At 41.5% G+C, this 24,434-nt stretch carries 17 protein-coding genes; 14 read left to right on the plus strand and 3 right to left on the minus strand.

Annotation, left to right across the window (positions count from 1 at the left end):
* Nucleotides 1–26: 26 nt before the first annotated feature.
* Entirely contained in the window at nucleotides 27–1,310 is a 1,284-nt protein-coding gene (aceA, locus tag HNQ41_RS07680; protein ID WP_184663833.1) for an isocitrate lyase, read from the plus strand.
* 77 nt (nucleotides 1,311–1,387) lie between these two features.
* On the opposite strand, the gene HNQ41_RS07685 is transcribed toward aceA, so the two are convergent.
* The 3 genes from HNQ41_RS07685 to HNQ41_RS07695 form a co-directional block, all read right to left on the minus strand.
* Nucleotides 1,388–1,861: a carbonic anhydrase gene (locus HNQ41_RS07685; RefSeq protein ID WP_184663834.1), complete on the minus strand. Its 474-nt coding sequence runs from the start codon at nucleotides 1,859–1,861 to the stop codon at nucleotides 1,388–1,390.
* Between the two features lie 12 nt (nucleotides 1,862–1,873).
* The gene (locus HNQ41_RS07690; protein WP_184663835.1) at nucleotides 1,874–2,881 is read right to left on the minus strand and encodes a sodium-dependent bicarbonate transport family permease; all 1,008 of its coding nucleotides are present in this window, start codon (nucleotides 2,879–2,881) and stop codon (nucleotides 1,874–1,876) included.
* 130 nt (nucleotides 2,882–3,011) lie between these two features.
* Entirely contained in the window at nucleotides 3,012–3,377 is a 366-nt protein-coding gene (locus HNQ41_RS07695) for a Na-translocating system protein MpsC family protein (protein WP_184663836.1), read from the minus strand.
* A 433-nt stretch (nucleotides 3,378–3,810) separates the two neighbouring features.
* On the opposite strand from HNQ41_RS07695, the gene HNQ41_RS07700 reads away from it, so the two are divergent.
* From HNQ41_RS07700 to HNQ41_RS07760, 13 genes are all read left to right on the plus strand, one after another.
* A complete protein-coding gene (locus HNQ41_RS07700; RefSeq protein WP_184663837.1) occupies nucleotides 3,811–5,169 on the plus strand; it encodes a cytochrome ubiquinol oxidase subunit I in 1,359 nt (452 codons plus the stop codon).
* Nucleotides 5,169–6,188 (plus strand): cytochrome d ubiquinol oxidase subunit II, encoded by a 1,020-nt coding sequence (gene cydB, locus HNQ41_RS07705; RefSeq protein ID WP_184663838.1) that lies wholly within the window; start codon nucleotides 5,169–5,171, stop codon nucleotides 6,186–6,188. The genes HNQ41_RS07700 and cydB overlap by 1 nt, the downstream gene beginning before the upstream one ends.
* A 4-nt stretch (nucleotides 6,189–6,192) precedes the next feature.
* The gene (gene cydD / locus HNQ41_RS07710) at nucleotides 6,193–7,920 is read left to right on the plus strand and encodes a thiol reductant ABC exporter subunit CydD (protein WP_343043342.1); all 1,728 of its coding nucleotides are present in this window, start codon (nucleotides 6,193–6,195) and stop codon (nucleotides 7,918–7,920) included.
* Entirely contained in the window at nucleotides 7,920–9,635 is a 1,716-nt protein-coding gene (gene cydC, locus HNQ41_RS07715; RefSeq protein ID WP_184663839.1) for a thiol reductant ABC exporter subunit CydC, read from the plus strand. The genes cydD and cydC overlap by 1 nt, the downstream gene beginning before the upstream one ends.
* 1,160 nt (nucleotides 9,636–10,795) lie before the next feature.
* Nucleotides 10,796–12,031 carry a dicarboxylate/amino acid:cation symporter gene (locus HNQ41_RS07720; RefSeq protein WP_184663840.1) on the plus strand — a complete coding sequence of 412 codons (1,236 nt, stop codon included), beginning with the start codon at nucleotides 10,796–10,798 and terminating at the stop codon, nucleotides 12,029–12,031.
* A 131-nt stretch (nucleotides 12,032–12,162) separates the two neighbouring features.
* On the plus strand, nucleotides 12,163–13,833 hold the full coding sequence (locus tag HNQ41_RS07725) for a bifunctional metallophosphatase/5'-nucleotidase (RefSeq protein ID WP_184663841.1): 1,671 nt from the start codon (nucleotides 12,163–12,165) through the stop codon (nucleotides 13,831–13,833).
* 555 nt (nucleotides 13,834–14,388) lie between these two features.
* Nucleotides 14,389–14,616, plus strand: a complete 228-nt coding sequence (locus tag HNQ41_RS07730) for a DUF1858 domain-containing protein (RefSeq protein ID WP_184663842.1) — start codon at nucleotides 14,389–14,391, stop codon at nucleotides 14,614–14,616.
* 12 nt (nucleotides 14,617–14,628) lie between these two features.
* Entirely contained in the window at nucleotides 14,629–15,861 is a 1,233-nt protein-coding gene (locus tag HNQ41_RS07735; RefSeq protein WP_184663843.1) for a DUF438 domain-containing protein, read from the plus strand.
* A gap of 272 nt (nucleotides 15,862–16,133) precedes the next feature.
* Nucleotides 16,134–17,822: a methyl-accepting chemotaxis protein gene (locus tag HNQ41_RS16860; protein WP_184663844.1), complete on the plus strand. Its 1,689-nt coding sequence runs from the start codon at nucleotides 16,134–16,136 to the stop codon at nucleotides 17,820–17,822.
* Between the two features lie 221 nt (nucleotides 17,823–18,043).
* The gene (locus HNQ41_RS07745) at nucleotides 18,044–18,733 is read left to right on the plus strand and encodes a Crp/Fnr family transcriptional regulator (RefSeq protein WP_184663845.1); all 690 of its coding nucleotides are present in this window, start codon (nucleotides 18,044–18,046) and stop codon (nucleotides 18,731–18,733) included.
* A gap of 249 nt (nucleotides 18,734–18,982) precedes the next feature.
* Entirely contained in the window at nucleotides 18,983–20,230 is a 1,248-nt protein-coding gene (locus tag HNQ41_RS07750; protein ID WP_184663846.1) for a globin-coupled sensor protein, read from the plus strand.
* 317 nt (nucleotides 20,231–20,547) lie between these two features.
* Nucleotides 20,548–22,059, plus strand: a complete 1,512-nt coding sequence (locus HNQ41_RS07755) for an MFS transporter (RefSeq protein ID WP_184663847.1) — start codon at nucleotides 20,548–20,550, stop codon at nucleotides 22,057–22,059.
* A 222-nt stretch (nucleotides 22,060–22,281) separates the two neighbouring features.
* Nucleotides 22,282–24,315 carry a sensor domain-containing protein gene (locus HNQ41_RS07760; protein ID WP_184663848.1) on the plus strand — a complete coding sequence of 678 codons (2,034 nt, stop codon included), beginning with the start codon at nucleotides 22,282–22,284 and terminating at the stop codon, nucleotides 24,313–24,315.
* The last annotated feature ends 119 nt before the right edge of the window (nucleotides 24,316–24,434 follow it).

A 24,434-nucleotide genomic window follows, 5' to 3' on the forward strand; every position in this document is an offset into this window, starting at 1 on the left:
ATTAAAACAAAAGGAGAGATTTTATTATGGCTACTCGTGAAGAGCAAATGCGTCAGTTAGAACAAGAATGGAAGTCTGATCGTTGGAATGGTGTAGAGCGTCCTTATAGCGCTGAAGACGTTGCGAAATTACGAGGTTCAGTAGAAATTGAACATACATTAGCGAAAATGGGATCTGAGCGTCTTTGGAGATTAATGCATGATGAGGATTATGTAGCAGCTCTAGGTGCCCTAACAGGTAACCAAGCGATGCAACAAGTAAAAGCTGGCTTGCAAGCAATTTACTTAAGTGGTTGGCAAGTTGCTGCTGATGCGAACTTAGCTGGTGAAATGTATCCAGACCAAAGTTTATATCCAGCAAACAGTGTTCCGCAAGTTGTAAAGCGAATTAACCAAACGTTCCAACGTGCTGACCAAATTCAACATGCAGAAGGTGAAGGCGATACGCACTGGTTCGCACCGATCGTTGCAGATATGGAAGCTGGTTTCGGTGGTACACTGAACGTATTTGAACTAGCCAAATCTATGATCGAAGCAGGTGCAGCTGGTGTACACTTAGAAGACCAGTTAGCTTCTGAAAAGAAATGTGGTCACCTTGGTGGTAAAGTATTACAGCCGACACAAACAGCGGTTCAAAACTTAATTTCCGCTCGCCTGGCTGCAGATGTTTCCGGTGTACCAACAGTGATCATTGCACGTACAGATGCAAACGCTGCTGACCTATTAACAAGCGATGTTGATCCATACGACGCACCATTCTTAACTGGTGAACGTACTGAAGAAGGTTTCTATCGTACAAAAGCTGGCTTAGATCAAGCGATTGCTCGTGGTCTCGCTTACGCGCCATACGCAGACCTTATCTGGTGTGAGACAAGTGAACCAAACCTTGAAGAAGCTAAGCGCTTTGCTGATGCGATTCATGAGAAATATCCAGGAAAAATGCTTGCTTACAACTGTTCACCTTCATTTAACTGGAAGGCGAAGTTGGATGATGCAACGATTGCAGAATTCCAACGTGAGCTAGGTAAAATGGGTTATAAATTCCAGTTCATCACGCTTGCTGGTTTCCATGCGCTTAACCACAGCATGTTTGAATTGGCTGCCGACTATAAAGATAACGGCATGACTGCTTACTCAAAACTACAACAAGCTGAGTTTGCATCTGAAAAAGACGGTTATACTGCAACTCGTCACCAACGTGAAGTTGGAACAGGTTACTTCGATGAAGTATCACAAGTAATCTCTGGCGGTGCATCCTCAACATTAGCACTAACAGGTTCTACAGAATCTGAACAATTCCAAAAGTCCTAATTGAAAATATGCAAAAACACCATGGCCTCAGGCCGTGGTGTTTTTGATCGTGTGCTACTCGCTTATCTGTTTGTTGATTAACTGTTCGTCTCAATGGCTTCATAGTCACCAGTTTCCGTATGAATAGCAAAACCATAAACTGAGACGGAAGCTGGCATAAGTGGGTGTTGTTGAATGACATTGATATTTTCCTGGATTGTCGTTTCTGTTTGCTTAGGTTTGGTAAGCCAATCAATACATCCTTCTTGATCTTTTGGAGCAATGTCCAATTCTTCTAATGAAGAAAGAAGTTTCTCTTTTGACAACGTTCCCTTTCTATTGTGCTTTTCACAAATCAAATAAATTTCTTGGATATCTTCCTCGTAAATAGCCATCATCACATCTTTCAACACATTGCCGTAAGGATCTAATATTGTGTTTGTCAGGTGATTAGTAATCAAAAACTGTTCGCGTTTTTTATTTGTCAAACGAGGAAACAGAGATTGTGCGTCCTCGCTTAAGTTAGTAATAATTAAAATCTTTGAATTCACGCTATTATTGGTGTTTGCCATTTAAAGAACCTCCTATTGTATCCATTTTGCAATTTCGTAGTAAACAGGGATGCCAATGACAAGGTTGAAAGGGAAAGTGACCCCTAAAGCAAGTCCTAAGTAGATGGACGGATTGGCATCGGGTACAGATGTTTTTAATGCTGCTGGTGCAGCGATATAAGAAGCGCCCCCTGCAAGAACACCCATCAATGTAGCGCCTCCAGTGGATAAGCCAACGAAATCGCCAGTCAGAACACCTAAGCTTCCGAACAGAAGCGGTGTTAATAATCCATAAAGGAGTAATTTGATACCGTGTTGTTTTACTTCAGGCAAACGTTGCCCAACGATTAATCCCATGTACAAAATGAAGAGAATTAAAACACTGTCATATAAATCGATAAAAAGTGGTTCGATCATCGGCAATCCGTTGTCTCCTACGGCTAAGCCGATGATTAAACTTCCTAATAATAGCACAATGCTCTTTCCGAAAATCGTTTCCCTAATGACTTCTAAATCAATCATCTTCGTTATGGAAGGGACAATGCCAACACTTTGTTTAGCAAGTGCTGGTTCTTCTTGCATTCTTTGTAAAATGTTAAATAGTAGTAAAGAGACTAATATAGCCGGACTTTCGATAAGGACAACCATCGCATTCATAAACCCTTCATAATTAGTGCCATTTGCTTCAAGAATTGAAACAGCTGCACCATAACTGACAATACTCGTTGACCCATACGTGGCAGCTAGACTAATAGAGTTTTTTAAGTCCATCTTCATGAACCGTGTAATGATCAAAGAAATGAAAGGAATGGTTATCCCTAAAAATAATACGCCGAATATTGGACCGATGACAGCATCAAGCGGATAGTTGGAGAGCTCAATTCCTCCTTTGATCCCGATGGCAATTAATAGGTAAATACTTAAACCTTCACTTAATCCTTTTGGAAAAGTTAAATCAGATTTAAATAGAGCTGCCAAGATGCCTAATACAAAAAACAAGACGACTGGGGATAATAAGTTCTGTACGATAATTTCAGACATATTGCCACCTCCTATAAATATAAAAAAACCGACAAATTTAGCGATAAAGGTCTTACATGGACCTGCCATCGCATAATTTGTCGGTTTATCCTCAACTAACCGTAGTTTTTTGAGAATCTCCCGTTCATTGTTAAAACGTATCTTCTAAATTTGACGCTAATTTAAACACGATTATTCGCTCTCCGGTTTTCGTACTTAAATCAGTATGGACACTAATCACTTCATGATTAGTCATTTCATAAATTAATTTTCTCAGATACTCTACACCTGATTCAACCAATTCAGAGCGAATTCTCTTGACCGAAAACTTCCCTTCTTTGGTATCGCAAAGTGAGTATTCCGCAGGTGTCAGAACGCCACGTAAAGATACGATAATCATATCTCGTAAAATGTCACTCTTCACGGAGACAGAGCCACGCCCGAGGTAATCCTTTTCCCAATGCGTCAAAGCCTTACTGATTTCTGCTTCAACGGAACCTTTTGTTTTCTTTGTCATAACTAGTCCCCACCTATTGTAAATGCTGAAGGGAAAATCCTTTAGATTGCTTTTTCATCCAGCCAATTTGTTTCATTAGTTAGATGCTAAAGCTTTTTTAGTCTCATTATATTTATTGAATTTTAACCTTTAAATATCGATATGTCAACTTAGGTATTAACCTTACATTCAAATGAGAAAGAAGATGATCAAACTTTTATGTTACCTGAAAATGCTTTAAATCAACGATTATGCTATGTGAAGAAAAGAATATTCGTTAGCTATTGAATTTTCATTTATTATATTTCCGAAATCAAAAAGTTGCGATAGTCAAGAAATATTCACACATTGTTCACGCGCTCTTCACAAACAATTGGCAGATATTAGATACAATGAGGTTAATAATAATTCTTATAAAAATATAATAAGTAAAATTCGGGGAGGGGGGTCTTTAGTGGATGCGTTGTTATTATCAAGACTGCAGTTTACGTTCACAGCGGTCGTCCACTATTTTTTTATCCCGCTAACGCTAGGCTTAGCGGTTTTAATTGCGTTTATGGAGTTTCGTTATTGGCGGACGAAAGATCCGCTTTATGACAAAATGGCTCGTTTCTGGACGAAATTATTTTTAATTAATTTTGCTGTTGGGGTTGCTACAGGGATTACGATGGAGTTTCAGTTTGGAACGAACTGGGCAGCTTACTCCCGTTTTGTCGGTGACGTGTTTGGGGCACCGCTTGCGGCAGAGGGTGTATTTGCGTTTTTCTTAGAGTCTACGTTTATCGGGTTACTCGTGTTTGGACGTGACAAGATTTCGCGAGGTATGCGTTTTTTTGCAGCATTAATGGTTGCATTTGGAACAAACTTATCAGCATTTTGGATTATTGCGGCCAACTCATGGCAGCACACACCTGCTGGTTATCAAGTTAATGAAGAGTTAGGGCGCGCGGAAATGACAAGCTTTTCAGAAGCGCTTTTTAACCCTACAACGATGATTCGTTATTTGCACGTCATAGAAGGCGCTTATATTACAGCATCTGTATTCGTCATTGCGATTAGCGCTTATTTTATTTTAAAGAAAAAGAACATACCGTTAGCGAAAAAGTCAATAAAAATAGCGTTGGTTTTTGGTCTTGTATTCAGTGTACTACAAGCATTTTCAGGTCATAGCCATGCTCAGCTCGTCGGGGAATATCAGCCTGCGAAATTGGCGGCTTATGAAGCACATTGGGAAACGGAAGAAAATGCACCACTGCTGTTGCTTGCGATACCAGATATAGAAAATGAAACGAACCGCTTTGAAGTGGGGGTTCCTGGTTTATTAAGTTTCCTTACACACGATGATGTAGGTGCGGAAGTCACCGGCCTTGAAGAGTTCGCTGTCGAGGATCGACCGAATATTATGGGCAATTTCATCGCTTTTCGTGTCATGGTCACATTAGGCATCTTCTTTATTGGTTGGTATCTGTACCTCGCTTATCAATGGAGAAAAGGTACGATATTTGAAAAGCCGAAAGTGATGAAAACAGCACTTTGGATCTTGCCGCTACCTTATTTAGCCAATTCAGCAGGATGGATTGTCACGGAATGGGGACGTCAGCCTTGGGCGGTGTATGGATTGTTCCGAACCGAAGAAGCTGTATCTAACATATCGACAGCTGAAGTAATGATATCTCTAGGTCTATTTGTTGCGGTATATGCATTTCTCACCTACTTAATGATCTATTTAATGAGAAAAGAAGTGAAGAAATTCGATATGGATGAATCATTTAAACACTTAGAGGAGCAAGAAGAGAAAGGAGGTCTTGCCTAATGGACTTACATCTCATTTGGTTTCTATTACTAGCGATATTGTTTGTCGGTTACGCAATTTTAGATGGATTTGACCTTGGCATTGGCGTCCTTTTTTACAACTTAGGAAAAACTGAAAATGAAAAACGAACATTAATTAACAGCATCGGACCCGTTTGGGATGGCAATGAAGTGTGGCTTCTCACTGGAGGTGGTGCGCTATTCGCCGCCTTCCCATTCGTCTATGCCACCGTGTTTAGCGGATTTTACTTGGCGATGATGATCGTCTTGTTTGGTCTTATCTTTCGGGCGGTAGGTATAGAGTATTATTTTAAATGTGAAGACGACCCGCCTATGCAACGGCTAATGGGGAAAATGTTTATGATTGGTAGTTTGATCCCAGCTTTACTGTTCGGCGTAGCGATGGGGAATCTTGTACTTGGGATTCCGTTGGATGCTGAACAAAACTATGTCGGAACGTTTTTCGAACTTCTTCACCCTTATGCACTTATTCTTGGCGTGATTGGGTTAATCGGTTTTCTACTTCAAGGTGCGTCTTATACGATTTTAAAGACGGAAGGGGATTTGCAACAGCGAGCGATCAAGCTCACGAAAACGTTCAATGTGACATTGTTGCTTGCTTGGGTTGTTGGAACAATAGCAACATTTATATTTGTGCCACACATGTTTGATAATTATTTAGCTCAGCCAGTGTTGTTTGTGATTCCGATCTTATCTGTTGTTGCGATGTTGATGGTGCCAGGTATGGTGGGAGCACAACGTTTCAAAGCCGCTTTTATCACGACTTCACTGATCGTTGCAACGAAATTTATCACGCTTGCGGCAGGTTTATTCCCGAATTTAGTTGTCGCATCAGATCCGACACAAAGCTTGACGATCTATAATGCCTCGTCATCCGACTATACGTTGACGGTCATGCTCGTTATTGCATTGATCGGGATGCCGATCGTGATTGGCTATACCTCGTTTGTATATTATATGTTCCGCGGAAAAGCAAGTCACGAGAGAGCGGGGTACTAAAAGCATGTTAATGAAACAACTGAACGAAGAAGCATTCGCGCAAAAGCGCCGAATGTTTCTTCTCATTTTTTTATCTACCATCTCAGGAATCGTGATCATCGGACAAGCCTATGCAATTGCATCTATCGTCAATCGTGTTTTCCTTCAAGGAGAAGCGGTACGCGAGGTCATTCCGTTATTTGCGGTCCTATTGCTCGTTTTTTTAATCAGAGGATTCATCCAACACATCATAACCCGTACAGGGATAAAAATGGCCTCCAAAGTGAAAAGAAATTATCGTGAGAGACTCCTTCATCAATATGTTCATGATCCATTACAAGCATCTGTACAAGGGCAATCAGGTCAAAAAGTGAGTACGCTCATGGACGTTGTCGATGAAGTCGACGCTTATTTTAGTAGTTATTTTCCTCAAGTCATCCAAACGGTGATTGTACCGCTTATGATTCTCGTCGTCGTGTTTACACAAAACGTGTATTCAGGTTTGATTATGCTCATTACGGCGCCTTTAATTCCTGTATTTATGATACTTATCGGTAGCATGTCCGAAAAGAAAGCGGCTAAACAAATGGAGAAAATGACGCGCTTCTCAGGACATTTTCTCGATACGCTTCAAGGGTTAACGACGTTGAAAATCTTTGGACGCGGAAAACGAGAAAGGCAATCGATTCATGAAAAAAGTATCGCGTTTCGAGAAACGACGATGGACGTTTTAAAAATTGCTTTTCTATCAGCTTTAATGTTAGAAATTTTAGCAACGATCAGCACGGCCATGATCGCCGTTGAAGTAGGCCTTCGTCTCGTTTATGGTCAATTGACATTTATGACGGCGTTTTTCGTTCTCTTACTAGCTCCTGAGTTATATTTACCATTGAAAAATTTAGGGAGTACATTTCACACAGGGCGTAGCAGTATGGCAGCGGCGAAAACAATCGCTGACGAATGGACGAAACGAGAAAAGGTTGTTGAATGGGGAGAAAACAATTTAACGACAACAGCGCCACCGTCGTTGGAAGTGGAAAATGTTTCGTTTTCATATAGAGACGATCAGCCAGTGCTTAAAACCCTTGATTTTAAGGTGCCATCAGGAAGTAAAGTGGCAATCGTCGGCAGAAGTGGGGCGGGGAAATCAACGTTATTAAATCTTTTGTCTGGATTATTGCCATTAGAAGATGGAGAAATCCGTGTCGAAGGTCAACCACTCACGAGCTATCGTGAAAGTGCTTGGTTTGATCAATTAAGCTATATTTCACAGCACCCATACCTTTTTTCTGGGACGTTTGCAGATAACATTCGTTTAGGCGCACCTGAGGCGAGTCAACAAGAGGTGGAGCGCGCAGTTAAAAAAGCGGGACTCACAGACATGGTCGCAGCACTGCCGGATGGTTATGAAACGGATATCGGTGAAGCGGGACGCGGTTTATCAGGAGGAGAAATGCAGCGTATCGCTTTAGCACGTGCGTTTCTAAAACAGCCGCAAATGATTTTGTTCGATGAACCGACGGTCGGTTTAGATTTGAAAACAGAAAGAATTTTACAAGAGTCGATTCACGAGCTTTCCAAAGGTGCGACAGTGTTCATCGTCGCTCACAGGCTTTATACGATCAAAGAAGCTGATCAAATCATTTTGTTAGAAGAAGGATCGATTGAAGCTCACGGAACACACGAACAATTGCTAGCCACATCACCGCGCTATAATGAAATGGTGATGGCGAGGAAAGGAGAACAGGCCTGATGAAAGCTGTCATGCAAGTGACTCGGTTAATCATGATAGAGAAAAAGAACGTCTTCTTGGCGATCGTATTCGGCTTTCTCGCCGCAATTGCCTCGGTTGGCTTGTTAGCAGCGAGTGGGTATTTAATCTCTAAATCCGCGCTCCAACCACCATTGTATACATTGACCGCGACGATCATTGCCGTACGCTTTTTCGGGCTACTAAGGGCTGGCAGTCGTTACGGTGAACGGTACTTCTCTCACCAAGCGACATTTACGATGCTTAGTCACTTGAGGACGTATTTTTATGAACGTATAGAGCCTCATGCGCCGGGGATATTTCAAAAATATCGCAGTGGTGATTTATTATCGCGTGTCGTCGGTGATGTGGAGAGTTTACAATACTTGTTTTTACGCGTCGTCTATCCTCCGATTGTCATGCTTATCGTGTTTTTTAGTACGATTCTTTTTACGTATTTTTATTCTTTATATAGCGCGCTTCTATTGTTCATCGGATTCATCTTAACAGGTTTCGTCATTCCTGCTTGGTTTGCCGTTCGTGAGCGCTACGTCGATGCCAATGTTCGGGAAAAGCGCGGGGATTTATCTGCGGAAGCGACGGAACTCCTTTACGGATTTCGTGACTTAAAAATTCACCGACAGCTTGAAAAGCGTGAGGATGAGATGAGCCGTGCCTCAATGGACTATATTAATGAGCAAGAAAAAGAAACGATTCACCAATCGTACAGCGAAACGATTAATAGTCAAATCGCTTTTCTCATTACTTGGTTTGTCTTACTTGTCGGGGCTTTTTCGGTCGAAAGCGGCCAATTAGATGGTGTGTTTTTAGCCATGCTCGTTTTAATTTCACTTACTGTCTTTGAATCGGCGACGCCGATGGCTTCTTTTCCAAGTAATTATGAAAGTAGTCGCCACGCCGCTGAACGACTTTATACAGTTACAGCCGAATCAACACCAGAAGAACCACCACCGCATGAAGACGCTTTTTTTATGGAAAACATTGAAATCTCAGGTCACGGCATTACATTTCGTTTCCCAGATCAGCCTCGTCCTGTTTTAAAGGGTGTGGACTTTCATCTTCCAGTTGGTTCTAAGACGGCGATCGTCGGTCCAAGTGGGTCAGGTAAATCAACGCTTTTGCAAATGCTTATGAAAATGTATCCGATTCAAGAGGGGGAATGTTCGATTAATGGTTCCCCTTTAAACGAGATCAATAAAGAACAACTTTGGGAACATACCCGAATCGTTTTACAGCATAACCACTTTTTCTACGGAACGATCCGCGATAATTTACAAATCGCCGGATCTGATTTGGCAGATGAAAGGTTAGCAGAAGTACTTGAGCAAGTGAAACTAGATGGCTTTTCCCTCGACGATCCTGTTTATGAAAAAGGGGAAAACTTATCAGGTGGCGAGAAGCAACGACTCGCGATCGGAAGAGCTGTGTTAAAGAACGGGTCACTGTGGTTACTTGACGAACCGACGTCTTCTTTGGACGCGGTTACGGAAAGTGAGATCCATCAGCTGATTCTTCATCATTCACAAGATGATACGCTCGTCCTCGTCAGTCATCAGCTGAAGGGGTTGGAGTGGATGGATCAAATTATCGTCATGGATGGCGGTGAGATTGTGGAGTCAGGTAGTTTTGAGACGTTGATGGCGAAAAAAGGGTATTTTTATGAGATGAAGCAAATTGAACGGGAAGTGCTGGCGTAAAACCTCAGTTTGAACGATAGCTGTTTTCCTTCAGAGGTGCAAACAATCAAATCACAAAAGGGGAACGCATGGGATTTTACATAGAAAATCTCATGCGTTTTTTTATTGCTAGATCAACGTTTTATTACAAAAAGTTGTGACATCTTATTCACGCGGTTTGAACGAATCCTTCTATACGGTACTGAATGGTCTACTAAAGGTCGAGTTTTGGACAGTTTGAGGAGCAAAAGCAGTGAACCTGTCCGAAGGTGAGGGTTGTTCGAACAGTTTGAGTGGAAAAAGGAGTAAAGTTGTCCGAAGGTGAGGGTTGTTCGGACAGTATGAGTGGAAAAAGGAGTAAAGTTGTCCGAAGGTTGGCGTTGTTCGGACAGTTTGAGGAGCAAAAGCAGTGAACCTGTCCGAAGGTGAGGGTTGTTCGGACAGTTTGAGTGGAAAAAGGAGTAAAGTTGTCCGAAGGTGAGGGTTGTTCGGACAGTTTGAGTGGAAAAAGGAGTAAAGTTGTCCGAAGGTGAGGGTTGTTCGGACAGTTTGAGTGGGAAAAGGAGTAAAGTTGTCCGAAGGTAGGCGTTATTAGGACAGTTTGAGTGGAAAAAGGAGTAAAGTTGTCCGAAGATAGTCGTTGTTCGGACCGTTTGAGTAGAAAAATCAGTGAACCTGTCCGAAGATAGTCGTTGTTCGGACCGTTTGAGTTGAAAAAGGAGTAAACCTGTCCGAAGATGAGCGTTATTCGGACAGTTTGAGTGGAAAAAGGAGTAAAGTTGTCCGAAGGTAGTCGTTGTTCGGACAGTTTAAGTAGAAAAATCAGTGAACCTGTCCGAAGACCGTCGACATTCGGACCTTGAGTACCTCACAAGTAAACTTTGAACAACTGTGGTGCTTTCTTGCGTTAAAAATCAGATGCTATGAACGAACGAAGAATATCGTTCAGTCCATAAGTCTATAAATACCGGACTGTCTAAAAATGGAGGAAATTCAAGGAAATCGGATGATGTTCATGAATAGCCATGGTAATAGGTGAGGGATCGTCTCTCAGTGTGAATAAAACTGTTATTATTTTCTGAAAGCTTATTGTGCTATGAAAATTCATTATGATACGATATTGGAAATATTCAGAAAGGGGTTGGATTTGAGAAGAATTTCATTTATGGGGAGGGGAAGCAATGAGGATTAATTTTTTGACGCAGATTACGATTGCTTTTGTGCTAGCGATTGTTCTCGGAGCGATTGTCGGCCCAGAAATAGAGGTGGTTTCGCCTCTTGGTGATGCATTTTTACGTCTTATTCAATTTATTATTGCGCCATTAATTTTAGCGACGCTCGTCGTTGGTGTTGCTGGCACTGGAGACTTGAAGAAAATTGGCCGCCTTGGTGGTAAGACGGTCGCTTACTATTTAACGACGTCAGCAATTGCGATTACGCTCGGTTTAGGGATGGGTTATTTATTTGCCCCTGGTGCTGGCGTAGATGTTCCGGCAGAAAGTATTGATGAAAGTGCAGCTGAGACGGAAGCGACGGATGGCGTCGTCGATACGTTGCTTCAAATCATTCCAGAAAATCCATTTGAAAGCCTCGTGCAAGGGGATATTTTACAAATTATTTTCTTTGCACTCTTTTTAGGGATTGGGATCGCAGCTGTTGGTGAAAAGGCGAAACCAGTTCTACAATTTTTCGAAGGGTTTTCAGAAGTAATGTTTAAGGTGACAACCTTTGTGATTGCACTAGCGCCGATTGGTGTATTCGGGTTAGTCGCACCGATCATTGGTGATCATGGCTTGTCCGTGTTACTACCACTTTTCAAAGTTGTTTTAGCGATGGCTGTCGCGTGCGTGATCCATTTGGTGATTACATATGGACTTGCCGTACGTGTGCTCGGAAAGATGAGCCCGATTCGATTTTTTAAAGGGATTGCGCCAGCGGGGATTTTTGCTTTCAGTTCCGCAAGTAGTGCAGGAACGCTACCGCTTACGATCAAGAATACGACCGAGAACCTCGGTGTCTCGAAAGGAACGAGCAGTTTCGTTCTGCCGCTCGGTGCGACGATTAACATGGACGGAACCGCGATTTACCAAGGTGTTGCCGTGTTGTTTATCGCACAATTTTACGGCATTGACCTTACCGCAATGGATCTTATGACGGTCGTTCTCATTGCGACACTCGCTTCCATCGGAACAGCCGGCGTTCCAGGAGCAGGTATGATCATGTTGACGCTCGTACTCACAAACCTCGGCCTCCCATTAGAAGGGATTGCCTTGATCGCGGGTATTGACCGGATTCTCGACATGTTCAGAACAGGCGTAAACGTTATCGGAGACGCATCAGGTGCAGTGATCGTTGATCGAAATGAAGGATTTGATGATGACGACCAAGGCACGACGCAACCAAATCAAACCGCTTAATTTTCATACGAAACGGGGCATGCCACGAACAACGGTCATGTCCCGTTTTTTTCACAGACAACCTCATATTTCTATGAACGACTGTAAACCATAATCACGTTCACAGAAATTCATAGGGGGCGAGAACGATCATGAATATGAAAACGGCCATTCAGCACCATGTCCGCATCATATTTTTCCTTGTCATCATCGCCACTAGCATCATCCCAACATACTCACAAGCTGCCGACACCGACAACGAAGTCCCGTTTCAGTTGTCGATCATGCACACCAACGATATCCACGGACACGTCGAACGTTTCCCACAACTCATCACAGCCAGCAACGAAGTACGCGCCAACCACCCAGACACACTACTACTACACGCAGGCGACATCTTCTCAGGCACCCTTTACTTTCACATGTTTCACGCCCAAGCCGACCTTCTATTCATGAACCACATGTCATACGACGCCATGGGCTTAGGAAACCATGAATTCGACTTAGGAAGAAAAGAAGCTGGCCACCCAGAACTGGTTGACTTTATCAGCTCCGCCACCTTCCCAGTCGTTGCGTCGAATATCAACTTCACGACCGATCAAGGGCTTTCCAGAGTGTTTAAAGAAGGCGTCCATCATGAACCGGAAGCAGGCGCCATGTATGAAGGGATCATCAAAGAAGTTGCCGGTGAGAAGGTCGGTATTTTCGGCATCGATACAGAAACGACGAAAAACAGTTCGAGCCCTTATTACGTGTCGTTTCAAGATGAACTCGAATCAGCAGAAAAGATGGTCGAACAATTTGAAGCTGAAGGCGTTGATAAAATTATCGCTCTTACGCACATCGGTTTTGACGTTCATCCAGACGCTCGTAACGATTTGTCTTTAGCAGCAAACGTAGAAGGTATAGATGTCATCGTCGGAGGACATAGCCATACAATTTTACAAGAACCGTATGTCGTCACAGAAAACGCAGCAGGCGAGGAGATGTCCCCAACTGTCATCGTGCAAGCAGGAGAGTACGGACAATACTTAGGACACGTTAACGTCGGCTTTGATGAAAACGGAGATGTCATTGATTACGACGGCCAGTTAATTGATGTGACAGAGAAAAAGCCAGACCCTGAAGCTATGGAGGTGCTTGAGCCATACGCAAAGCAAGTAGACAAAGTGAAAAATGAAAAAAGTGGCGGTGTTGCTATGCGTGATTTCCCTAATCCTCGTGTTAAAAGCGATGGGGAAGGCGAAAGCGTTCGTAATAGTGAGACAGCACTAGGAAATTTAATCACAGATGCGATGTTACACGAAGCGCAAGCTGTCGATCCTCAAGTAAGCATGGCTTTCATGAACGGAGGTAGTATCCGCGCTCCGATTGAAGCAGGTCCGATAACGATTGGTGAAATCATTGAAGCACAACCCTTCGGTAACACGTTAGCGGTGACCGCTCTTACAGGAAAGGAAATCAAAGCTGTGCTCGAGCAAAGCGTAAAAACGGCGCCACGTGAGAGTGGGCGCTTTTTACATGTTTCTGGACTTGCGTATACGTATGATCATGAAGCTGAAGTAGGAAGCCGTATTCAATCTGTACAAGTAAAGGATGGCGACAATGAGATGGCCATCGATGATGATCAAACGTACTATGTTGTCACAAACAACTTTCTTGCTTATGGTGGAGAAGGATATGACATCCTCGCCTCGGCATATGAACAAGGGCGCGTCAAAGATTTAGGCCTCAGCGATTGGGAAGTGTTGCGCGACTACGTTGCCGAATTAGGAGAAGTTGATACTACGGTTGAAGGGCGCATTATTGATGTGGCGAAATGAGACCTAGAATATAAACCAGTTGCAATAGATGCAACTGGTTTTTTTGAGTGGGAAAAAGTTATTGCTTAGAAGTAAGGGGGAGCCGTACGAACAAAAAAAGCGATCAAACGGGTCATCAATAAGAGCAACAGCCCAAACCCGTCCACTCACCACAATTTATCATTGTACCGTACCTGTGCATAACTTTCCGATTTTAGCAAACGCATTCGATCCTTATATAAACAAATCCGTGGAAACTGTGTATAAATGAACGCAGTTATGCACAGTTTCGTATCTCATTTCCACTTATCCCCAGCATTAATAAATAAAAACAGAAAACTTATACACAAAAATCTGATTATTCACATCTGTTAACTCCAATTATCCACAAATTAGCGCCACTTGTGGATGATAGCGCTTTTTTATCCACAGCAATAGTCTGACTCCACGTTTTTTAACATCGTTTTCGTTCATTGTGATACGAATCACTAAAGATCAAAATATTCCGTGGTAAGCTGTTATTGAAAATAGTTATCAATCGCAATTGACATAAATAAAAAAACTGGAGGCGCTCAGATGGAAAAGCAACTGTCACTAAAGCGTTCCGTTTATGAGTTAAGCACAGACTACCCAGAAATCATCGATATTATGGTGGAACTTGGATTTGAAAATATGACAAAGCCAGGCATGCTTCAATCCGTAGGGCGAGTGATGACGATCCCAAAAGGGTGTCGAGTCAAAAACATTCCTTTACAAAAAGTCACAGAAGCATTTCAGGCGAACGGGTTTACAATCATTGATTAGGGAGGCTTTATCATGAGTGAATTAATTAACAATCGTAAAGCGAAGAAAAACGAAACGAGTGAACGTCAAGCCTTATTAAAAGAAATCATTAAAGAATTGCACGATGGCAAAAACGTTGACGACGTTAAGGCAAAATTCGAAGAAGCGATCGAAGAAGTGAGCGTTAGCGAAATTTCCCAAATGGAACAATCATTAATGGAAGAAGAAGGCATCCCTGTCGAAGAGGTACAACGCCTCTGCTCTGTCCATACCGAAGTGTTCAAAGGATCGATCGAAGAGATTCACGAATCAGAAGCTTTAGGGCAAGAACCAGGTCACCCCGTGCATACCTTTGTTTTGGAAAATAAAGAAATTGATCCGCTCGTCAATTTCCGTTTATCTTTGCACAAAGACCAATTTGTGCGAGAAGCAAATGAAGAGACCGTTCAGAAACTGATCGACGATTTAACGAGTTTATTAGAAATTGGAAAGCATTATGAACGAAAAGAAAACTTATTGTTACCATATCTAGAGAAGTATGGTATCCATGGCCCGACGCAAGTGATGTGGGGTGTGGATGACAGGATTCGTGCAGCGATGAAGAAAGCGCGTCTTGAACTTATGGATGGTGAGTGGACGCATGAAGATATGGTGAGTCAGCTTGAATGGGTCATTAAAGAAGTGTCGGATATGATCTTTAAAGAGGAGAATATTTTGCTTCCGATGGCGTTGCAGCATTTGACGGAAGATGAGTGGATTGAGATTGAGGCGGAGAGTGATGAGCTTGGCTATTGCTTTATTGAAGCGCCGCAAGCTTGGAAGCCAAAGCGGGAACGAGTGCAAACGGAGCGTACGTTAGACGAGGGGATCGTTCGTATGGAAACAGGGACGGTGTCGATTAAGCAGTTGGAGTTGATTATGAATCATCTTCCGATCGACTTGACGTTTATTGATGATCAGGATATTTTCCGTTACTTCTCACACGGGAAAGATCGCATTTTCCATCGGTCAACAGCGCAACTTGGCCGTACGGTGCAAAACTGTCATCCACCGCAAAGTGTGCATATCGTCAATCAAATTCTAGAAGACTTTAAATCTGGGAAAAAAGATAGCGAAGACTTTTGGATTCCTTTGAAAGATAAGTATGTGTTGATTCGTTATTTTGCGGTGCGTGATGAAGAGGGAACGTACCTTGGTACGTTAGAATTTACGCAAAACATCGCGCCAATTCAGGAAATTGAAGGGGAAAAGCGTTTAATGTCATAAGTGTTGCAGTTAAACGCTATGAGTTGAACAGGTCTATATATCTAGTATGAAAGGGAAAACCATTCGCTCGTAGGTCATTCTACCTCGTGGGATGGTTTTCCTTTTTTAATTGTGACAGTTTTGTGTATAAGGAGGGAAATGTCGATTAAACAATCAAAATGTCGTTTTATTTATGATATGTTAATAAAGTTGTTGATAGATAAGATGATAAGGCGTGGGAATATCACCCTAACCTTATCACTTTTTTGATTTAGACGTAGGGGGAGTACGAAGTGAAAATTAAAGGAAAATTATTAGTTTCTTATGCGATTTTAATAGGCGTGCTAGCTGTGATTATTTTTCTCACGCTCTATGGGACAACGACGGTGCAGGAGAATGTTCATGAGTTGTATGAAGACCGCGTCGTTCCATTAACGGAGCTTGCAGAAATGAATCGGTTAGCTGAAAATACACGTGTACAAATGGTCACGTCTGTCTTGGATGAAGAAGAGGAACCGACATATATAGCTGAAGAAAATCTAAAACAAATTAATGCAATCATTGATCGTTATGAAGGGCATTTGACAAGAGTCGATCATCAGGAACTGTTTGAAAGCTTCGCGACTTCTTGGGGAGATTTTGCTGTCATTGTTGAAAATAATATTCAACTTGTCCGTAACAATGAATATGATCAGGCGCATTCAGGATTACAAGATGGGGGCATTCCGTTCAATCAAGCAAGTGTTGCTTTAGAAGAGCTGATTGTTCTTAACGAAAGCATTTCTGAAGAAGTTTACGAAGACAGTCGCACAATGTATGAGTCGATGTTCATGTTTAGTTCGATAGCGGCGCTTCTCGTCGTTGTAGCAGCGATTATTTATGCGTTTTCTCAAGGGCAACGCTTAGTTCGACCACTCCGAGCGCTTCAAACACACACGGAAAAAGTTGCCCAAGGGGATCTGACGACAGACCCTTCACATTTAACAGGACGAAATGATGAAATTGGGGACTTGGCGAGGAACTTCGATGACATGATGAGTAATTTACATGAAATGGTCTCTGAAGTGATACAGTCATCCGAACAAGTCGCAGCAACATCTGAGCAATTAATGGCGAGCGCCCAAGAGTCGCGAGCAGCATCAGATGAAATGACAAATTCTATTGTTACTGTATCTGAAGGGGCGCAAAAGCAGGCTGACACTGTAGAGAAAACGAAACAACGGTCTGATCAAGTTAGCAAAGGGAACAAGGAGATACTAGAACAATTAGAAAATGTGAAAACTTCCGGTCGTCAAGCTAATGACATATCCCAACAAGGTAACGAAATGATTTCTGAAACGATGGAAAAAATGAAAGAGATCGATTCGAAGAATGAAAACCTCGCAATGGTGATCTCACAATTAACGAAACAATCTTCAGAAATCGGTGACATTATTAATGTGATTACAAATATTGCTGAACAGACGAATTTATTGGCGCTAAATGCGGCGATTGAAGCGTCTCGTGCTGGTGAGCACGGAAAAGGATTTGCAGTCGTTGCAGATGAAGTTCGTAAACTTGCAGAAGAATCATCAACATCAGCTGCAAAGATTCGAGAGAAAATTTCCACAATACAAAAAGATATGGAACAAGCCGAGCGGAGTATGGACGACAGCCAGGAAAAATCGAAACAAGGTCGTACATCGATGCAAGAAGCAGACCAAGCATTTCGAGATATTTTAGAAGCAATTCAGGTGGTCAATAAAAGTGTGGCAGAAACATTACGTGTATCTTCAGCAATGACCGAATCGACACAGGCAATGAACAAGGATATGGATGTCATTGCCAAGCAATCGAGTGAATTTACCGAGAGTGCTGAGCAAGTCGCTGCAGGTGCTGAAGAACAAAACGCATCGATGGATGAAATTACAAGTGCTTCAGAATCCCTTGCCAAACGTGCGGAGTCATTACAACAATATACGAACCGCTTTACTGTGAAATAAATGTTTACGAATTGAATCTAAGGTTTCATGTGTCAAACCATGCGACACCGGTTCTTGAACATGAATGCGTTTCTGTCCTATGATTTTTCATCATTTTACATGATATTGGAAGGGGCTTCTAATATTAATTATCCCCGTGAATAAGCGCAATGGTGTATAATTAAAAGTAATATGATAATGTTAGAGACAAGTTTATGATTTTCCTAGAACGGGGTGGAAAGATGGAACCGTTATTAGCACGTTTAGAATCTCATGATTATGACATGTTGATGGCTAATGCAAAAAAAATCCATGTTCCTGCCGGAAATTACGTTTTCGTTGAAGGTGGGCAAGCGAAACGTATTTTCTTTATTAGTCGAGGGACAGTTCGTGTTTTTAAAGAAATGCTCCCTGATAAAGAGATCACCGTATTTGTACGTGGGATGATGGATTGTATTGGTGAAATCGGCATCTTTAGTGGGGCGACGTATTCAAACTCGGCGCAAGCGATGGAAGATACGGATCTTTACTATATTGAGAAGGCAGATATGGAAGTGTTGATGGAGCAAAATGGTCGTTTAGGTTTGCAATTTACGAAATGGGTGTCAGAGGCCCTTGAAGCGAGCAAAGCGAAGTTGCGGGATTACCTCGTTTTTGGTTCGGAAGGAGCGGTTGCTTCATTTTTTATTCGCGCCAAAAATATGTATGGAAAACAAATGCCCGATGGTGTTCTCATTAAAGAGCAGTTTGCCGTGCAAGATATTAGTAAACACTTAGGGATTTCTCGGGAAACAGTGAGTCGAATTTTAAGTAAATGGCGTGACAAAGGCGTGGTTGAAAAAAGAAATCGTTATTACTTTATTAAAGACATTGATTTCTTTCGTGATCTGCTCGTTTGTGAAACATGCGGTGTACAAAACTGTATTATTTAGAAAAATAATTTACGAAGGCGCCATAAGAGGCGTCTTTTTTAATGATGTATTTTTGTTGAAAAATAGTAAAAAAAGGCCGATAATGTAATTATTAACACTATGTAAATGAAATAAAATGCGATGGACGAGAGAATACATACATAAACCTCTCTTGTTGTCGTTTATAATGAAGGCGGTGTTTCGGTCGTAATGAGCCCTATTGGATTTCTTCAAAAGAAAAAGTCCAAGAAAGAGGAAAGTCTCTCGCAAATGAGTGAACAACAGGAAGTATTTATTGATTTTGATACAGAAGATTTTAGCGAAGAGTTATCTTTGATTGGATTGACAGAAGCAGATTTAAGAATCGTTAAGCAAATGAAACCAGTATTGCAGAAACATTTAGATGAATTGAGTGAAGCTTTTTATGGACGTCTGTTAGCCAACGAACATTTGAAACATATTATTGAAAAACATAGTCGTATTGACCGCTTAAAACAAACATTAGCTCAACATATTATCGAAATGTTTAACTGTGAGTTCAATCAATCGTATATCGAAAAGCGACTCACGATTGCTCGGGTACATTTTCAAATTGGCTTAGAACCTAAATGGTACATCGGAGCTTTTCAATTATTGCAAAGTCGGATAATAGATGTTGCATATGATTCGATTGAAAGTAAAGAGGATTTTAAGTGTTTTGTAAGCGCTGTAACCAAAGTGTTCAATTTTGAACAACAATTAGTTTTAGAGGAAGGCTACAATCAAAATCGAAAAGCCTTTGAGGAAAAAGATAGCATAAGAGATCAATTAAAAGGGCAAATCTCAGAAACTGTCACTTCATTGGCAGCCGTTAGTGAAGAAACAAGTGCCTCTATGGAAGAGCTCGCTTCAAGTAGTGATGAGATGTTAGGAACTGTGAATAAAACGGAAGAACAATCAAAGAAAACGCAAAAACTTGCTCAAGATGGCTTTGACAAAATGGATCAGCTTAACCAAAGAATTAAGCAGATTCAAGATAACGCGCAAAATCTGCAAGAAACGGTTGCAAATCTTCAACACTCCTCAATGAAGATTGAAGAAGTCGTCAATCTGGTTAAAGATATTGCTGATAAAACGAACCTTCTAGCATTAAATTCAGCCATTGAAGCTGCTAGAGCGGGCGAACACGGGAAAGGATTTGCGGTGGTTGCTGATGAAGTAAGAAAGTTAGCTGAACAAACGAAAGATTCAGCTGAAAAGATTACTGGTTTCATTGGGGAAAACCATCATCATATGGCGGAAGTCGTTTCTACGCTAAATGACGTCGATCAAAGTGTGGAAGATGGGAACGAAGATTTCGTTGTCACAAGAGACGTGTTCAAGGGAATTGTATCTTCGATGGATGAAAGTATCTCTTATATTGACGAGGTCGTTGCTGAAATTCAAACTTTATCAGCAGGGGTCAATCAGATTACATCCTCAACTGAGACTTTATCGGAAACGACAGAAAGACTAAATCAAACAACGAAACAGTTTTAACGACGATTTGATATATACTGCAGAGGTGGATGTTGCGTTCACTCTGCAGTTTTTTATGTTTAAGCGCTCCTCTAATTTTGCTGAAAATAAGTGTAAGTAAAATACCAAAAACCACTGTGACATCTGTCACGAAAACGAACTTATTATTTACATCGGTGTGACATTTGTATTAATGTGATCATTGTCACTTTATTTCAAACAAAAAACTTGCTTAAATAAGAGTGCATTTCATCATTTAGCAAGTATTGGGGTTTGCTAGGTGGGGGATAATGAAAACTTTGTGATTACTTGAACATGATTTGAGGGGGAGTGAGGAAATGAGACCAAATGAAGTGATGGATGTAAAAAATGAACAAATTCGTACGTTACATCTAACTTGGATTGCGTTTTTCGTATCGTTTTTTGCTTGGTTTAATATGGCGCCACTATCGGCGTCAATGGTGGAGTCGGAAGGGTGGCTCACGAGTGGCCACTTAGAAGCGCTAGCGATTGTGAACCTAGCGTTGACGATACCAGCTCGTGTTGTGATTGGTGCGCTTTTAGATAAATATGGACCGCGTCTTGTGTTTTCGTGGTTACTCATTATTATGTCTGTACCGGTGTTTATGTTTGCATTCGGTACGTCATGGATGCAGTTATTAATTGCTCGTTTGTTTATTAGTTGTATTGGAGCGAGTTTTGTCGTTGGGATCCGCATGGTATCAGAATGGTTCCCACCGAAAAAAGTTGGTTTTGCAGAAGGTTTTTACGCAGGATTCGGGAATTTTGGTTCAGCGGCAGGTGCGATGATTTTGCCGTGGGTGGCATTACAATTTTTCGGTGGAGATGATGGTTGGCGTTATGCGATCGCTTTTACCGGTCTCGTTTCTCTCGTTTACGGGTTTATTTATATGTTTACGGTTCGTGATACACCAGAAGGAAAGACGTTTCACCGTGCTAAAAACGTTTCAGCAATGGAAGTTAGCTCTTATAAAGATCTCGTGCAATTGATCATTTGGACGATTCCGCTGAACGGTGCACTTGCGGTACTAGCTTGGCGTTTGATGGATATGGGCTTTTTGTCCGCAAGTGCTTGGTATGGGATTATCGCAGTTTTAGTCGTTGCAACGGTGTATCAAATTGTACAAATTTTACGTGTTAACTTGCCAATTTTGCGGCGCGGCGTACCAGAGGACGATCGTTACAATTTTAATAACGTAGCAGCACTGAATACGACATATTTTGCGAACTTTGGTGCAGAACTTGCGATTATATCAATGTTACCGATCTTCTTCTTAACGACATTTGACTTAACACCGACAACAGCCGGGCTCGTTGCTTCATCGTTTGCATTTGTTAACTTGTTTGCCCGTCCCGTCGGTGGTTGGTTATCGGATCGCATGGGGAACCGTAGAGTCACAATGCTCATTTATATGATTGGAATCAGTATCGGTTTATTCGCAATGGCTGGAATCAACTCCGGATGGCCGCTGATTTTGGCGATTCTTGTCACATTGTTAACGTCACTGTTTATCCAAGGCGCAGAGGGTGCAACTTTTGCGATTATCCCATTTGTGAAAAAGCGTTTGACCGGTCAAGTGTCTGGTATGGCCGGTGCTTATGGGAACGTCGGGTCTGTTATCTATTTGACGATTTATACATTTGTCACGCCGACACAGTTCTTTATGATTTTAGGTGCTGGCGCATTGTTTAGCTTTGTCTACTGTTACTTCTTCTTAGAAGAACCAGAAGGATCTTTCGCAGACGATTATCAAGTATCATCTGTTGATTTAAAACAACAAGAGATTGACCTCCAAGAACCAAAACCAATTCAAGGACAAAAAATTTGAAGATAAAGTCAAATCCTGTGCGGAGGTGAGCCGTACAGGATTTTTTTTAATTGGGCTATCGCACGTGTTAAAAAAGACATGTCGGGGAAAATGAAAAAAAGAAGATTTTGTCGGAATATATAGGCAACGGGGCATTCTTTCGCTATAATAAGTCAAGACATGTAAAAGAACGTCGAAATATGTCGTGAAACAAGAGACTTCATAATAACTCAGGTGATACATATGAACGCTGAACAACAATTACTGCAAAAAATTCAACAGTTTGTCGATGGTATTGATGACCAAATTGCTGTCCTTGATTTAACAGGATTAATCATCATTGTTAACGTTTCCTGGATGAGTTTTGCGAAAGAAATTCGTCATGATCCAAAGGAATTCGGCATCGGTGTTAATTATCTAGATGTTTTACAAGAAGAGGGCAGACCTCTGCCTACAGAAATTGTGCAAGAAGTGATATATGAAAAAACAGTCTATCAACAAACGTACTCATATCAAATCGGTGATGAAAATCGGTGGTATAAAATGTCCGTTTCACCAGTTGTTAATGACAAAGACGAGACCTATGCCGTGATGGTAAGACATATAGACATTACCGATGTGGTTGAATACAAAAACGAAGTCTATGAAGTCCTTGAAAGCATTACAGACGGGTTTTTAGGGATCTCTGAGGATCATACATTTTTTTACGTAAATGATCGGGCTGCGGAAATTTTACAAATGGACACAGAAGAATTATTAGGCCGTGATTATTTTGAAGTTTTTCCAGACTTAGAAGGAACGAAATTTGCAGACGGTTTTTACCGTGCAGTTGACGACAAAGAAACTGTGCGGATGGAAGAATATTACCCTCGACTTGATGCATGGTATCAAGTTCACTTTTATCCTCGACAGCGCGGAGGTTGTTCAATATATTTTCAAAACATTGATGAGCGGAAACGTACCGAAGAACAACTACGTTTTTCCGCCTATTATGATGAATTGACGCATTTGTCTAATCGAAAGTACTTGGATCAAGCGATCGATGACATGATTGAACGTGCATCAACACAAGGCCAAACATTTGCTGTATTATTCGTTGATTTGAATGATTTTAAAAGGATTAATGACCTTTATAGTCATGCCGAAGGGGATTTGCTGCTAGAAGAAATGGCGAAACGCCTAAAAAACTTTTTAGGTTCAGAGCATTTCATTGCCCGTTTTGGCGGTGATGAGTTCGTAGTGCTCATTGAGAATCGTGATGGAAAAGCGGGACATAACCGTGAGATGTTTTCTAAGTTGTTATTACGAGAAATTCAGCGGCCGATACAGATCGCAGATAATGAACATACCGTTTCAGCAAGTATTGGAATAAGTTATTTTCCAGATGATGGTGAAACGAAAGGAGATTTATTGAGAGCAGCTGACACGGCGATGTACAGTGCCAAACGGATAAAAACGAAGGGCGACGAAGTAAAAACATATGAAAAACAGATGCATACAGATTTAAGTTATCGAGTGAAATTGCTGGAGGATTTTAGTGCAGCATTAGAAAATGATGATATTTATTTTGTCGTCCAACCACAAGTAGAAATGGACACAGGGAAAATTATAGGTGCAGAATTTTTAACGCGTTGGCTCCATCCGGAGTTTGGGATGATTTCACCAATGACATTTATTCCTATCGCTGAAGAAAGCGGTTTAATGACACCTTTAACGGAAAAGTTGCTTGATCAAGTGATGACATCTTTGACGGTTTGGCAAAACGATGATGGTTATAAAGGGAGTGTCGCACTTAATCTACCGACGGCGTTACTTTCGAACCGAACGTTTATGGAACAGATTTTATATTGGATCGATGAATATAAAATTCCAAAGGGCTCGTTGGAAGTAGAGATTACCGAAAGTGTACAGTTGTTTTCGACACTCAATACGCAGGATCACTTAGCGATGTTGAAAGAGGCTGGTGTTCTCATTTCGATTGATGATTTTGGTACCGACTATTCTAATTTTTCATACTTAATGCAGTTACCAGTTGATAAAGTGAAAATCGATCGTTCGTTTGTTAGACAGATCGGTGTTGATCAACGGTCTGAAGATGTTTTGGAGGCGCTCATTTTATTGTCGGAAAAGCTTGGTTATGCTTGCCTTGCTGAAGGTGTTGAGACAGAAGAACAGCGTGACTTTTTAGTGAATAAAGGGTGTCGGTTCGCGCAAGGGTACTTTTATTTTAAACCGATGAATATCACGTCATTTTCGGAACAGCTTTCTTCGAAATGACGGGGATTGATGTTTCTGTCGTTGGCAAGGAAGTGTACATCAAATCATAGTGAAGGAAAATCTTGTATGAATTATCCACATTTCTCTTCTTTTCAAAAAGTTTTTATAAACTTTTGTCG

Origin of the sequence: Texcoconibacillus texcoconensis, from assembly GCF_014202575.1 — a bacterium.
Lineage (GTDB): Bacteria > Bacillota > Bacilli > Bacillales > Salisediminibacteriaceae > Texcoconibacillus > Texcoconibacillus texcoconensis.